Source organism: Arenibacter certesii DSM 19833 (genome assembly GCF_000429545.1).
GTDB classification, from domain to species: domain Bacteria; phylum Bacteroidota; class Bacteroidia; order Flavobacteriales; family Flavobacteriaceae; genus Arenibacter; species Arenibacter certesii.
Genome location: NZ_KE386914.1, coordinates 1 through 13870, shown reverse-complemented (window position 1 = coordinate 13870; position 13870 = coordinate 1). Strand labels below are relative to the sequence as shown.

General features: G+C 37.4%; 13 protein-coding genes. 11 read left to right on the top strand and 2 right to left on the bottom strand.

What is annotated here, in order from left to right; genetic code table 11:
• Positions 1–25 precede the first annotated feature (25 nt).
• The 4 genes from G466_RS0118975 (at position 26) to G466_RS0118960 (ending at position 2933) form a co-directional block, all read left to right on the top strand.
• The gene (locus tag G466_RS0118975; RefSeq protein ID WP_026815024.1) at positions 26–499 is read left to right on the top strand and encodes a DUF6428 family protein; all 474 of its coding nucleotides are present in this window, start codon (positions 26–28) and stop codon (positions 497–499) included.
• 17 nt (positions 500–516) lie between these two features.
• Complete coding sequence (locus G466_RS0118970; protein WP_026815023.1) at positions 517–1137, top strand: low molecular weight phosphatase family protein; 621 nt, start codon at positions 517–519, stop codon at positions 1135–1137.
• 120 nt (positions 1138–1257) lie between these two features.
• Positions 1258–1956 (top strand): 3-keto-disaccharide hydrolase, encoded by a 699-nt coding sequence (locus G466_RS0118965; protein WP_026815022.1) that lies wholly within the window; start codon positions 1258–1260, stop codon positions 1954–1956.
• Between the two features lie 326 nt (positions 1957–2282).
• Positions 2283–2933: a protein-L-isoaspartate(D-aspartate) O-methyltransferase gene (locus G466_RS0118960; RefSeq protein WP_229797121.1), complete on the top strand. Its 651-nt coding sequence runs from the start codon at positions 2283–2285 to the stop codon at positions 2931–2933.
• Between the two features lie 202 nt (positions 2934–3135).
• Here G466_RS0118960 and G466_RS0118955 read toward each other — a convergent pair whose 3' ends face one another.
• Positions 3136–3723: a pseudouridine synthase gene (locus G466_RS0118955; protein WP_026815020.1), complete on the bottom strand. Its 588-nt coding sequence runs from the start codon at positions 3721–3723 to the stop codon at positions 3136–3138.
• A 220-nt stretch (positions 3724–3943) separates the two neighbouring features.
• Between G466_RS0118955 and G466_RS0118950 the strand changes: the two genes are divergently transcribed.
• From G466_RS0118950 to G466_RS0118940, 3 genes are all read left to right on the top strand, one after another.
• Complete coding sequence (locus tag G466_RS0118950) at positions 3944–4357, top strand: Fur family transcriptional regulator (protein ID WP_026815019.1); 414 nt, start codon at positions 3944–3946, stop codon at positions 4355–4357.
• 56 nt (positions 4358–4413) lie between these two features.
• On the top strand, positions 4414–6405 hold the full coding sequence (locus G466_RS0118945; protein WP_026815018.1) for a heavy metal translocating P-type ATPase: 1992 nt from the start codon (positions 4414–4416) through the stop codon (positions 6403–6405).
• A gap of 173 nt (positions 6406–6578) precedes the next feature.
• Positions 6579–7631: an NAD(P)-dependent alcohol dehydrogenase gene (locus tag G466_RS0118940; protein WP_026815017.1), complete on the top strand. Its 1053-nt coding sequence runs from the start codon at positions 6579–6581 to the stop codon at positions 7629–7631.
• A gap of 34 nt (positions 7632–7665) precedes the next feature.
• Here G466_RS0118940 and G466_RS0118935 read toward each other — a convergent pair whose 3' ends face one another.
• Positions 7666–8451 carry a DUF481 domain-containing protein gene (locus G466_RS0118935; protein WP_169720775.1) on the bottom strand — a complete coding sequence of 262 codons (786 nt, stop codon included), beginning with the start codon at positions 8449–8451 and terminating at the stop codon, positions 7666–7668.
• Positions 8452–8821: 370 nt separating this feature from the next.
• Here G466_RS0118935 and G466_RS0118930 point away from each other — a divergent pair, with 370 nt between their 5' ends.
• The 4 genes from G466_RS0118930 to G466_RS24030 all read left to right on the top strand — a co-directional run.
• Positions 8822–10936, top strand: coding sequence for a M3 family metallopeptidase (locus G466_RS0118930; RefSeq protein ID WP_026815015.1), 2115 nt, complete (start codon positions 8822–8824; stop codon positions 10934–10936).
• Between the two features lie 377 nt (positions 10937–11313).
• A complete protein-coding gene (locus G466_RS0118925; RefSeq protein ID WP_026815014.1) occupies positions 11314–12177 on the top strand; it encodes an aminotransferase class IV in 864 nt (287 codons plus the stop codon).
• Positions 12178–12339: 162 nt separating this feature from the next.
• Positions 12340–13446, top strand: a complete 1107-nt coding sequence (locus tag G466_RS0118920) for a nickel-binding protein (protein WP_026815013.1) — start codon at positions 12340–12342, stop codon at positions 13444–13446.
• Positions 13447–13651: 205 nt separating this feature from the next.
• Positions 13652–13870 (top strand): hypothetical protein (locus G466_RS24030; protein WP_157373859.1); only part of this gene is annotated, 219 nt, incomplete at its 3' end.

Genomic DNA, 13870 nt, shown 5'->3' with positions numbered 1-13870 from the left:
TTTAAAAATCAAATAATTCATTATCATGAAACTAGAAGAAATTAAAGCACATTTACAGACTTTAGAAACTATTGCATTCCAATTGCCCAATGGACAATTTGTACCCAGTCACTTTCATGTTACCGAAGTGGGAAAGGTTCATAAACATTTTATAGATTGTGGTGGGAAAGTGAGAAAGGAAGAGGTTATCAATTTTCAACTCTGGGAAGCCAATGATTACGATCACCGAATTCACCCAGAAAAATTGATTCATATTATTGAACTTTCTGAAAAGACCTTGGACTTAAAAAACCAAGAAATAGAGGTGGAATATCAGGGAGAAACCATAGGCAAATATGGACTGGAATTTAATGGAACCTATTTCTTGCTGACCAATAAGCATACGGACTGTTTAGCGAAGGATAACTGTGGTATCCCAGAGGTAAAGCCTAAGATGAAACTAAAAGAGTTGGTCACCAATCAGCAAACCTCTTGCGCACCAGGATCTGGGTGTTGTTAATAAAATGAAAGAGTAATATGTTATTCAATACTATTAGGGTATTTGTAGAAAACTTAGATCTAAATTCCATAGCAGAAGAAAGGAAATTGTCGCTCCAACCTTTGATTGATCATTTACAATCCTGTATTAATAATAAAGACGCAATACGCCTAAATTTTATTTGCACCCATAATTCTAGAAGAAGTCATTTAGCACAGGTATGGGGCCAGGTTATGGCGTATCAGTACAATTTAAATAATTTTAATAGTTATTCTGGGGGGACTGAAGCTACCGCCATTTTTCCTATGGTGATTAAGACCCTAGAAAATATCGGTTTTGATATCAAATTGCTGGCGAGTGGGACTAATCCGATATACGCTATAAAATTCGCTCCTAATCAGCCGGCGGTAATCGGATTTTCAAAAACTTTTGACCATGAATTTAATCCCAAATCACAATTCCTAGCAGTAATGACCTGCACTGAGGCCAACGAAGCGTGTCCAGTGATTTCTGGAGCAGAAAAACGTATACCTTTACCCTATGAAGATCCTAAACTATTTGATGACACCCCAATAAAGGAGGTAAAATATATGGAACGGAGCACTCAAATTGCTACAGAAATGTGCTATGTATTTTCCAAACTTAAAATTCGGGAATAAATAGTATTATAATAGGAAAAGATAATAGCCAGGTAAGTTTCCATCTCTTTGGTGCGTTGAAATCAAATGTTATATTTATAGATCAGTTTAAGGTGATATAAACTTATTTAGACCATACATATGAGAAGTTCCTTGCTTACTTTTTTCTTTTTTATAGCTGTGGCGCTGTGCAACGCCCAAAAATCTATCCCGCTTTTTAATGGAAAGGATCTTACAGGATGGCATGTAGATGTACCACAAATGGACAGTAATCCAAATGCCATAAACCCTTTTATTGTTCGCAATAACCAATTGGTAAGTTTGGGTGAACCTCAGGGGCATTTGATTACTGACGCCAACTATTCCAACTTTAGGTTAAAAGTGGAATACCGATTTCCTGGAAAACCTGGAAATTGCGGGGTATTAGTCTTTGCTTCAACTCCAAGATCGCTTTATGATATGTTTCCGAAATCCATAGAAGTGCAAATGATGCATGAAAATGCGGGTGACTTTTGGTGTATTGTGGAAGACATTACTGTGGATAACATGGAGGAGAAAAGGGGACCTAAAGCAGATTGGGGTATTACCGAGGGGAAATTACGTAGGATAAAAAACCTAACAGATGGATCTGAAAATCCTTTAGGAGAATGGAATTATATGACCATAGAATGTTTAGACAATGAAATAAAGGTTTGGCTAAATGGCGATTTGGTAAACCATGGTTATAATGCCACAGCCAAAAGTGGGCAAATTGCAATACAAGCCGAAGGAGCAGAGGTGGAATTTAGAAAAGTGATGCTAACCCCCATAAAGGAATTAAGTGATAGTGAACCTCAATAGGTGAAAATGGGATTTAAAGTTTAAAAAGGATCGATTAATAAGTTAATCGGTCCTTTTTCAGTTTAGGAGTTTTTACCTGCTTCAGGGGAATAAAATATTTTGATCGTGGAAGAGACGAACTATCATATTGTACACCACGAAATCGGGATATAATATTTTATTTACATATCATAGTACCATTGGCATTAAGGATTTAGCTCTTTTTAAATTGATAACAATGTTGTATCTTAAAAGGGTAACTAGAAGCTTCTTTTCTAAATTTGAATTAAATGCGTATCCTTTATTTATTTGCATTGGGTTTTATTTTTTTCATCAATTCTATTACGATGGCACAAGTAAACTGGGCGACAGAACGAAAGAACATGGTTAATAATCAACTTATTGCAAGGGGCATTAACGACCCTGCTACTTTAGAAGCCATGAAAAAGGTGCCTAGGCATAAATTTGTCCCGCATAGCCTAATTAAACAAGCGTATAATGATCATGCGCTTCCAATAGGTAATGATCAAACTATTTCCCAACCCTATATCGTGGCATTTATGACAGAAAGTCTAGATTTAAATTCAACTGATAATGTGTTAGAAATAGGTACTGGATCTGGATACCAAGCTGCGGTAATGGCAGAAATCGTAGCCTCCGTCTATACTATTGAAATAGTTAAGGACTTGGCAAATTCGGCAAAAAACCGATTGGACACTTTGGAATATAACAACGTTTCGGTGAAATGGGGGGATGGATATCACGGATGGCCAGAACAGGCTCCATTTGATGCCATAATGGTTACTGCCGGGGCGGAAGAAGTTCCCGAACCCCTTATCTCCCAATTAAAGGATGGTGGAAGAATGGTTATCCCTGTCGATGATAAGGATGGGGGTACCTATCTTATAAAATTAACCAAACAGGACGGAAAACTTAAAAAAGAAATTCTAGCTCCAGTGCGGTTTGTACCTTTTACCAGAGATAAAAGGAACCATTAAAGATAACGTCCTAAATATTGGTTTTAGGGATTATACTAATCATCAATGCCATAACAATATGTTTAAAAGTCATCTTAAAGTTTATAGTGCTCCTAGTAGCGGCTTTCCTTCGTCCATTGATCCTGTGATCTAAAGATAAAATTGCAGCTATGATGAATTATTAATAGAAAGTCGACTAAAGGGATAGGGTTTAGTACCCCTTTTATAATGATATCTCCTTTACTTGCACCACTTCACCTGGGGTCAAGTTTTCCAAACCTATAGTACCTATCCTTACCCTTATTAATCGCACGGTAGGGAATCCGACCGCCGCTGTCATCTTACGCACCTGTCTAAACTTACCCTCGGTAATAGTGATACTTATCCAAGATGTGGGTCTGTGCCTTCCTATTCTAAGTTTAGGGTCTGGCTCAAAATAGGTAGGAGCTTCTTCCAAATAGTGGAGTTTTGATGGCTTAGTATAATACCTTTTACCATGAAATCCTATTTCAACCCCTTCTTGCAATAAAGCCATGGCCTCTGTGGTAATTTCCCCATCTAATTGAACATGATACTCTTTCTCTATACCCATCCTATTTATGGTATCGCTTAGTTTACCATCAGTAGTAAGCAATAAGAGTCCTTCCGATTTTTCATCCAATCTTCCTACTGGCATAATATCTTGAGGGAAGGAGTGAAGTTCTCCCAGAAATCTTTTTTTTCGAGCTTCCTTGTCATCATTAGAAATGAACTGACTTAGAATGCCAAAAGGTTTGTAAATTTTATAATGAGAATGGGAGTCTAGAGACACGGAAATATGTAAAAGTGATTTAAGAAGGGAATATCTTTTTAAATTAGCAGCAAAGATATAAAGGAAATGAGGAATATAATTCCCAATTTATGGATAGTTGGTAATATATTTATAATTTATTAAGCTCTATACCATATAACCTTTACTTTAAAAAATTTAGGAGGTTGGTTATTATATCAGCAAAGGTCCGACCATCCCTGAAGTATTTGAACGTTATAATATGAAAAATTCTGAAAAACAGTTAAGGGATTCGGGTATCCGTCCTACGGCCATGCGTATTTTAGTCCACCAATTTATGCAGGACCAGAGTTCTGCTGTGAGTTTAACAGCTGTGGAGGATAATTTTGAAAGATCGGACAGAACCACCTTATACCGTACCCTTAAAACCTTTGAAGACAAATGTCTAGTCCACCAGATAGATGATGGAACGGGGATTCCCAAATATGCTCTTTGTAAACACGACGCGGTTGAAGGGAAACATGGGGACCTCCATCTGCACTTTCATTGTACCCAATGCAACCAAACTACTTGTTTAACCGAGCATCGGATTCCAACAATTAGCCTTCCCGATGGTTTTGTGCCAGAAGACATTAATATGCTTGTAAAGGGTATATGCGATAATTGTAATCTATAATTGCAATACCATTGCACGCTCTTTAATGGTATTTTTGATTGAAACTAATAAAGCCAATGGAAACTGAACAATCCCAATTAAAAAACAGCAGTACTGATGATCATGATCACGGAGGAATTTTCGGAGAGAAAACGGAGTTATATTTCGCCATCTTAAGTGGCGTATTCTTCTTTTTAGGTCTTATTTTATCCAAACTAACGCAGTTACCAGAATGGACAGCCCTAAGCAGCTATATAGCAGCCTATTTTTTTGGAGGGTATTTCACTTTGTTGGAAGCCATAGTAAAAACAAGGAAAGGGGAGTTTGAAATCGATTTTTTAATGATTGCCGCGGCTATAGGAGCTGCATATATAGATAGTTGGGCAGAAGGAGCTTTACTATTGTTTCTATTTAGTTTGGGGCATGCCTTAGAGCACCACGCGTTAAATAAGGCTAAAAAATCTATTGAAGCATTAGGAGAACTTTCCCCAAAGACCGCTATGGTGAGAAAAGGAGGTACTATTAAAGAAGTCGCTGTAGAGGATTTGCAAATAGACGATATTATAGTAGTAAAGCCCAATAGTCAAATATCTGCAGATGGAGTTATTGTAAAGGGGAGTAGTAGTGTAGACCAATCCTCTATAACTGGAGAAAGCATTCCAGTTGATAAAACGGCGATTGCTCCAGACACCAAGTTGCCTAATTTTGATCAGATTGAAGCATCAAATGTAGTTTTCACCGGTACTCTAAACGGAGATAACCTAATAGAAGTAAAGGTATTAAAGCTAAGTAAGGACACTACTATTTCTCGTCTAATAAAAATGGTTAGTGAGGTAGAAACCAAGAAATCACCTACCCAGTTACAGACTAAAAAATTTGAAAAATGGTTTGTTCCTGCCGTTATTGTTATGGTAATAACGCTGTCCTTCGCACATTTAGTGATAGATGAATCAGTAAAGGAAAGCTTGTATAGGGCCATAAGCGTACTTGTAGCCTCTAGTCCGTGCGCACTGGCAATATCTACACCTAGTGCCGTATTAAGCGCTATTGCAAGAGCAGCCAAGAAAGGGGTCCTTATAAAAGGAGGTCGCGCATTGGAAGATATGGGAAGCCTCCGAATAATTGCCTTCGATAAGACCGGAACGCTTACTGAGGGGAAACCTAGGTTGACGAATATTATGCCCATGAACGGGTTTAATCAAGAAGAGTTTTTAGAAATGGTACTAGATGTAGAGAGTCTGAGTAATCACCCCTTGGCAAGAGCTATTTCTAAAGATATAATGTCTGAATATGGTACGGTAAATAAGCATAAATCCTCTGACTTACAATCTATACAAGGTAAAGGAGTTCGGGCAAATTATAACGGAGGTAGCGTTTATATTGGAAATGTAGAAATTATGAAGGACGCCCAAATTCCAGTAGGTCTAGAAATACACCAGCAAATGGATGAATTGTTGCAGTATGGAAATACAGTAATGCTAGTGGGCTATAACGATACATTAATTGGATTAATAAGTGTTATGGATGTACCTCGTAAATTGGCATCCCAAACCCTGGAAAGATTAAAAAAAATTGGGATAAAACAAATGATTATGCTTACTGGAGACCACCAAAGGGTGGGAGATTCCATTGCCAAGCAAATAGGGCTTACCGATGCCAAAGGAAATTTGCTGCCAGAAGATAAGGTGAAAGCCATTGAAGAATTAAAGCAGAATAATAACAAGGTTGCCATGGTTGGGGATGGTGTAAATGATGCCCCCGCAATGGCTATTAGTACCGTTGGTATAGCTATGGGAGCTGCGGGAAGCGACGTAGCTTTGGAGACGGCAGATGTGGCCTTAATGTCAGACAAGATAGAGAGTCTCCCATTTGTTATTGGATTGAGCCGTGAATCTAAACGTATCATAAAACAAAACTTATGGATTAGTATGGGAGTTGTGGCATTATTAGTACCTGCAACAATCTTTGGACTTGCTAATATTGGGATTGCCGTAGCGATTCATGAAGGCTCTACCCTTGTGGTAGTGCTAAATGCCCTGAGGCTACTACGTTACGAATTAAAGGAATAGTAAGTACAGCAAAGTATCCGGTAAACTAAGCCTGGAGTTAATTTTATAAATTACTAAAGATCTTTCTAATAATTTTAGATGAATTAGTTGTACCTTAAAAGGAACTATTTATCTATCCTAGGATATAAAAATACCCCTTACACTATCCTCGGACTATTTATAAAAATAAAAAGATGAGAACAATTAAAGCATTTGGCACAACAGCTGCCACAGAAGACTTAAAACCTATAGATATAGTTCGGAGGGAAGTAGGTAAAAATGATATTAAAATAGATATTACCTATTGCGGGGTCTGCCATAGTGATATCCACACTGCAAGAAACGAATGGAAAAACTCAAAGTATCCAGTAGTTCCCGGACATGAAATTATAGGACGCGTGGTGGAAGTTGGAAATGGTGTGAAAAAATTTAAAGAGGGTGACTTAGTAGGAGTGGGGTGTTTAGTAGATTCTTGTCATCATTGTCCGCCTTGTAATAACCATTTGGAACAATTCTGTGAAAATGGCGCCACCTTTACTTATAATAGTCATGATAAATATATTAAAGGGCAACAAACTTATGGGGGTTATTCTACTGATGTGGTAGTAGATGAGCAGTTTGTTTTGCGCATTCCAAATAATATTGACCCTTCGGCAGCAGCTCCTTTACTTTGTGCCGGAATTACAACCTGGTCTCCTTTGAGACATTGGAAAGTGAAAAAAGGGGATAAAGTAGGTGTAATAGGTTTGGGTGGCTTAGGGCATATGGGGGTGAAATTTGCAAATGCACTTGGCGCAAAAGTGGTAATGATAACCACTTCCCCAGACAAGGCTAAGGATGCTAAAGCCTTGGGTGCACACGAGGTGCTGATATCAAAAAACAAGGAGGATATGGCCGCACATAAGAATAGTTTCGACTTTATCCTCAACACCATCCCAGTCGGACATGAAATGGACCCATATATAGCCCTTTTAAAAATTGATGCCACAATGGTATTAGTAGGCGCTGTTGAGAATCTAAAGCCATTTCATGGTGGCGGTATTATTGGTGGAAGAAAACGTATTGCAGGTTCGTTGATAGGAGGTATTAAAGAAACACAAGAAATGTTGGATTTCTGTGGGGATTACAATATTGTTTCTGATATTGAGCTTATTAATATACAAGATATTAACAATGCCTATGAGCGAGTTATTAATTCAGATGTAAAGTATAGGTTTGTAATAGATATGAAATCACTTAAAGATTAAGTAATTGCGAATCCATGTCTCATTTTTTATTAGGTTAAATGGTAAAAGTAAACCCTAAGCTAAGATTGGAGGAACGGTCAATATCATTAACGGCAGGAAAGCTGTTGTAAGAAAAATTATAAAGAGCAGATAAGCTTATAATTTCAGTTAGTGGTAACTCTGCCTTCATCTGCAATAGAATTCTGTGGTTTCCAATATCATTGTATAAGGGTTGAAAATATATCGTTTCGGTAAGAAGTAAAGATGTTTTATTAAAGGAATGTGTGGCAGACAGGTAACAGCTGTTACGATGATTATAAAAATGTACTCCCGATTCCGCTAACTTCTCAACCTCATACATATACGCATTACCGACGTATACCCTAGTCAATTCAGAAGAAACCAATTTTAATCGGATTCCTGCTCCAACGAGATTTCTTGATACAATGGTAAGTTTGGTATTATTTTGGTTTTGGATGAAAGCCTCAATTCGAAACAATGAAGATAGTTTTTGATTGTATCGTAGGTGAAAGAACCAGTTGTTCTGAAAATCTTTATCGTTACTCCTTATAAGCTTGTAATTCCCTATAAAGAAAAAGATTTTTTTAAGGTCCTTAGATTTAAGTTGCGTGGTTACGTTAGAGCCCAATTGGAATAAATAGTCCCCATTATTATCCGTATAATCAAACAACAAATCGCTTTTTAAGGCAAACCGTATGGAATCACTTTGCATCCTCTTGGACTCAATGTTGACCAGCTGTGCATTTAAGCTATTGCCCAATAAACACATTGCAGTGATGAATAGCACTTTAAAATGGTTGAATTTATATGTTTTTGTCATTTTCATATTTTATATAATCCTACGGTTTCCGTCCAACAATAGTCCGAGGTAAAGAATAGGAGATAACAACTTACTTAAAGACATTCTAGCACAGTCAACGATTTATATAACCATCCAAGGTCCTTTCTTCCAATTAAAATTAGGTATAAAATCCGAGGTAAATATAAATAATCCTTTCCTAAACAGTGTTCAATTATGAACTCATCCTTTAGTAACCACTATAGGTTCTTATTGGCATTTTTTTTAATAAAATAAATGAGCCATCAATACTTAAATCTTCGATTTACTAAGGGGTGGTATTGGGTTATAGCTATGGTGCATCATTGCAATTTGCCTATCTTTGGACATTATGATTTTAAACAATGAATAAATGAAAAGAGCTTCTACATTATTAATGCTAACGATCCTGTTTACAGCATGTAACGATTCAAAAAACAAAGATAAGGGGACCAAATCGGATTCTGCGGAAAATCCGTTGTTAGTTGAATCTACCTTACCTTATTTTGCCCCAGACTTTACCAAAATTAAAAATACCCACTTTAAACCTGCGTTATTACAAGGAATAGAAGAACAGAAAGAGGCCTTGGAAAAAATCGTAAATAATCCTGAAGCGGCTACTTTTGAAAACACCATTTTGGCATTAGAAAAAAGCGATGTTACCTTAGATAGAGTTAGAAATGTATTCTATTCCTTAACCGGTGCCCATACCAATGATACCTTGCAGGCTGTCCAAGAAGAAATGGCCCCAAAATTTTCTGAATTAAGGGATGCTATCTACTTAAACGAAAAACTGTTCCAAAGAGTAAAGGCGTTACACGACTCCAAACAGAGCTTAGATTTGGATGCCGAATCCTTAAAATTATTGGAAATGTACTTTGAAGATTTTGAAATTGCGGGTGCCAATCTTCCTGCAGATAAAAAAGAAACTTTAAAATCCTATAATTCTAGATTAGCCACCCTAACCACTACTTTTAATAAGACTTTATTGGAGGCTAACAATGGAGGAGCAGTAGTTTTTACCGAGAAATCTGATTTAGCCGGACTTTCAGAAGCGGAACTAAAGTCGTTGGAAACCAAAGATGGTGAAGGATGGAAAATTCCCCTTCAAAATACTACCCAACAGCCCATGCTACAAACTATGGAGAATAGGGAAAGTAGGGAGAAGTTGTTTTCCGCTGCATGGAAAAGGGCAGATGGGACTGCACACGATACGAAAGATATCATTATTGAGATTGCCGAACTACGCGCTAAGAAGGGGGCTTTGTTAGGATTTGCCAATTATGCGGAATGGAGCTTACAGAATACGATGGCCAAGAAGCCTGAGAAAGTGTTTGAACTGTTCAATGGGCTAGTACCAGCTGCTACTGCCAAAGCTAAGGAAGAAGCAGGAGAAATCCAGGAGATGGTGAAGGAAAAGGGAGGTGATTTCACTTTGGAAGCCTGGGACTGGAACCACTATGCAGAAATGGTAAGAATTGCAAAATATGATTTGGATGAAAATCAGATCAAACCCTATTTTGAATTGAAGACGGTGTTAGAAAAAGGTGTTTTCTATGCGGCAGAAAAGTTATACGGACTTACTTTTAAAGCTAGGACCGATATCCCTACCTATCATGAAGATGTTATGGTATACGAGCTTTATGAAGAAAACGGGGAAACCTTAGGGCTTTTCTATGCCGATTTCTTTTCCCGTCCTAGTAAGCGAGGAGGAGCATGGATGAGCAATTTTGTAACGCAGTCTAAATTGTACAACAAAAAACCGGTTATTTACAACGTGTGTAATTATCCGAAACCAGCAGAGGGAGAACCAGCATTGTTAACCTATGATGAAGTAAGCACCATGTTCCATGAATTTGGTCATGCCCTTCACGGGTTCTTTGCTGATCAGAAATATCCGTCTTTATCGGGAACTTCGGTACCAAGGGATTTTGTGGAATTCCCATCTCAGTTTAATGAAAATTGGGCGCTATACCCTGAGATATTAAAAAACTATGCCCTGCACTACCAAACTGGGGAGCAAATACCTCAAGGGCTTATAGATAAGATTAAAAAATCGGGCACTTTTAACCAAGGCTACAGCCTTACTGAAAATTTGGCGGCTTCTAATTTAGATATGCAGTGGCATACCATCAGTGCAGGCACTAGTGTTGAGGATGCAAATACTTTTGAAAAAGAGGCTTTAAATAAAACTAAGCTAGATGTAGTTAAGGCAGTTCCACCAAGATATAGATCTACTTATTTTTCCCATATTTTTGGAAGTGGTTATGCTGCAGGTTACTATTCTTACCTATGGACAGAGATGCTGCATCATGACGCTTATGACTGGTTTGAGAACAATGGTGGACTTACCCGTGAAAACGGACAGCGATTTAGAGAGATGGTTCTTTCTAGAGGGAATACCTTACCACTTGAAAAAATGTACCAGGATTGGAGAGGTAGCGATCCTAAGATTGCGCCTATGCTGAAAGCAAGAGGAGTACAATAAACTGTACAGTAAATTATGTATTAAGGGACCCTTTTCGGGTCCCTTTTTGTTTTCCTCCAGTGTGGAATGTCCAGGGCTAGAGTAATATAATAAGTAAAGCGATAAGTCTATATTATTGATTGACTCCTGTAACTATTTCTTAAATACTTTTGTTAAGCCGATTTTATAACGAAGTGAATCTGTCGATAACCTTTTTAAGTCATCCTGCACGGAACGGGTTTACAATCAATAAATCATTCCATTTTCAAATAGTGAGTAAACAATATTCATAAAACTTAATTTCTCTTAAGTGCCAATCTAGGGATGAATTAGTATATATTTATCGGATCAAAACGTACGTTTGATTAAATTATAACAAGACTAAAAACACCTGCTTTATGAAGAATTCATATCCTAAGAAAATATACCTGAACGGTGACATTCTGGATTCGGAATCTGCTACGATTTCTGTATTTGATAGGGGATTTTTATTTGGGGATGGAATTTATGAGGTTATGGTACAAATCAATGGACGTTTCTTTTACAAAGAAGCCCATCTTAAACGTTTGGAAGAGAACCTCCGTAAAATTAAGATCGATTTTGATACCAGGAACCTTTCTGCTGAAATTTCCAAAATTCTAAAAGGTTCGGATTTAGTAGATAAGGACTGTTTGTTGTATATGCATGTTACTAGAGGCGTGGCTCCAAGACAACACGCTTTTCCAACCTCTATAACGCCCACTTTTATGATGTATGCCATCCCAAAAATTCTGCCGGACATCAATTTAATAAAGGCATCTGTGATAACTTCGGAGGATTTTAGATGGACAAGGTGTGATATAAAAATGATTTCATTATTAGGCAATGTTATAGCCAATGAGGATGCAATGCAAGCGGGGTGTTTTGAAAACATCTTCATTAGGAATGGAGTGGTTACCGAAGCTTCTCATTGTAATGTGTTTTTTGTAAAGGATGATATAGTTTATACGCATCCTGCCGATAGATTTATTTTGGATGGTATTACCAGACAATTGGTATTGGAATTGTGCGCACAACTGGGTATAGAAGTGCGTGAAAAAGGAGTTTCTGAAAAAGCGATGATAGACATGGACGAGGCATTTTTAACAGGGACCACCACGCAGATTGCGTCCATAAGACAAATAGATGACCATTTCTATTACCAAGGTGATGCTATTGGTAAGATAACTAAAAGACTTCAGGAAGCATATTTAAAATTAAAAAACGACTACTGCGGCAATTAGTTTTTCCTGAAAAAGTCAACTAATCGTTTTAAATATGTAATCCCTTTCTCCGAAGGGATTTTTTTGATTCCTATACCTACATAGAGGAATACTAGATAATAAAAACCGACTCATCTCCTCCTAAATCCATTGAAAATCATTAACTTGTATAAAAACAGGTCTATGCCAATCTATATGGATCGTCACGATATTCCAGAGTCCATTACCGCAGAACATGTGGCAGAAATGCATAGGGAAGATTTAAAAATAGAACATCTTTTTGGCTGCAAGGGGATGACGTATTGGTGCGATGAAAAAAGACGCACTGCTTTTTGTTTGATTAAGGCGCCTAATAAGCAGGCCATTCAGAGCATGCATAATCATGCTCACGGTGATGTTCCACATAGAATAATTGAAGTGGATAGCACAATTGTAGAGTCTTTTTTGGGCCGAATAGAAGATCCCAAAAAATCCCAAAAAACAGAGTTAAATATTATTAATGATCCCGCTTTTAGGACCATAATGATGATTTCATTATGTCAGGTTTCGTTTCTTGCTGATGATCCCAAAAGTTTCAGTCGAAAAATTGGGCATTATAACAACTCCATTCTTACTTCCACAGAAAAATTTATCGGTCGGATCGTAAAGCAACGATCAGATTATTTTATGTTGTCGTTTAATTCCGTTACCAATGCGGTGCATTGCGCACAAGAAATATACTCCCACTTTAACGATACCACTCAGTATCTAAATACAGGTATGCAATTGAACATAGGATTACATGCAGGAATTCCTGTTACCGAGAAAGAAAGCTTATTTGAAGATACTATTAAATTGGCAGAACGGTTTTGTACTATAATTCGTGGTAAAATAGTTTTATCGCATGAAGTAGATGAGTTGTACGAAAGTGAGAACTTAAACCGTAAGTTAAATAAGGAATATATAAAAGCCTTGAATAAAGGTGAAGAAAAATTTGTAGACCTTATAATGGACTATACGGAAAAGGAGTGGGCCAACACCGCTTTTAACTCTGATAATTTTAGTAAAAATTTGGGTTACAGTAAATCCCAAGTATATAGAAAAATGATGGCGCTAACTGGTAAATCCTCTAATAGTTTTATAAAAGAGTACCGGTTAGATAAAGCGTTACAGTTATTAAAACAAAACACCAAAAATATTTCGGAAACGGCTTTTTCAACCGGATTTAATAGTCCTGCCTATTTTTCTAAATGCTTTATGGATCACTTTGGAATCCTTCCTTCTAAATATGTCCAAAGTTTTATGGGTTAATGCAATCCTCCCCTAATTTCCCATTGCTTATATTTTGTAATTATTTGGTCAAATAGTGGCAGTCCCTGGACTATGAATTAATTAAGGCGCATTCAGAATTGACGCAACTGCTTGTTTATCAGGTATTTAATTCGTATATTTAGATATAATAAAACCCCGAAAACGAGTCTCTAGCTCAAAAAACGGGGTTTTTATCTTAATGTCTATGTCCAAGATACGAAGAATCCACGATTTCCAGCACAGTTTTACATTTTCCTCCCAGACCGAAGAGTTCGATGCGTTTTACGCCCGGTTTCTCGAAAGCGATCTTGGCAAGATCTATATCGCCATCCCTTGGGACGAACTGGTAGCGGCCCTTGGTCTGAAGGAAGCCAAAAAGGGCCCAAGGTGCATCTTCTGCGCCAAGGGCAAACTTGCCCTTATG

What these genes read in the sequence shown, in the direction of transcription:
- G466_RS0118935 (WP_169720775.1), bottom strand. Translation starts at nt 8,451, where the DNA reads ATGACAAAAACATATAAATTCAACCATTTTAAAGTGCTATTCATCACT.
- G466_RS0118965 (WP_026815022.1), top strand. Translation starts at nt 1,258, where the DNA reads ATGAGAAGTTCCTTGCTTACTTTTTTCTTTTTTATAGCTGTGGCGCTG.
- G466_RS0118930 (WP_026815015.1), top strand. Translation starts at nt 8,822, where the DNA reads ATGAAAAGAGCTTCTACATTATTAATGCTAACGATCCTGTTTACAGCA.
- G466_RS0118940 (WP_026815017.1), top strand. Translation starts at nt 6,579, where the DNA reads ATGAGAACAATTAAAGCATTTGGCACAACAGCTGCCACAGAAGACTTA.
- G466_RS0118925 (WP_026815014.1), top strand. Translation starts at nt 11,314, where the DNA reads ATGAAGAATTCATATCCTAAGAAAATATACCTGAACGGTGACATTCTG.
- G466_RS0118960 (WP_229797121.1), top strand. Translation starts at nt 2,283, where the DNA reads ATGGCACAAGTAAACTGGGCGACAGAACGAAAGAACATGGTTAATAAT.
- G466_RS0118970 (WP_026815023.1), top strand. Translation starts at nt 517, where the DNA reads ATGTTATTCAATACTATTAGGGTATTTGTAGAAAACTTAGATCTAAAT.
- G466_RS0118920 (WP_026815013.1), top strand. Translation starts at nt 12,340, where the DNA reads ATGCCAATCTATATGGATCGTCACGATATTCCAGAGTCCATTACCGCA.
- G466_RS0118950 (WP_026815019.1), top strand. Translation starts at nt 3,944, where the DNA reads ATGAAAAATTCTGAAAAACAGTTAAGGGATTCGGGTATCCGTCCTACG.
- G466_RS0118945 (WP_026815018.1), top strand. Translation starts at nt 4,414, where the DNA reads ATGGAAACTGAACAATCCCAATTAAAAAACAGCAGTACTGATGATCAT.
- G466_RS0118975 (WP_026815024.1), top strand. Translation starts at nt 26, where the DNA reads ATGAAACTAGAAGAAATTAAAGCACATTTACAGACTTTAGAAACTATT.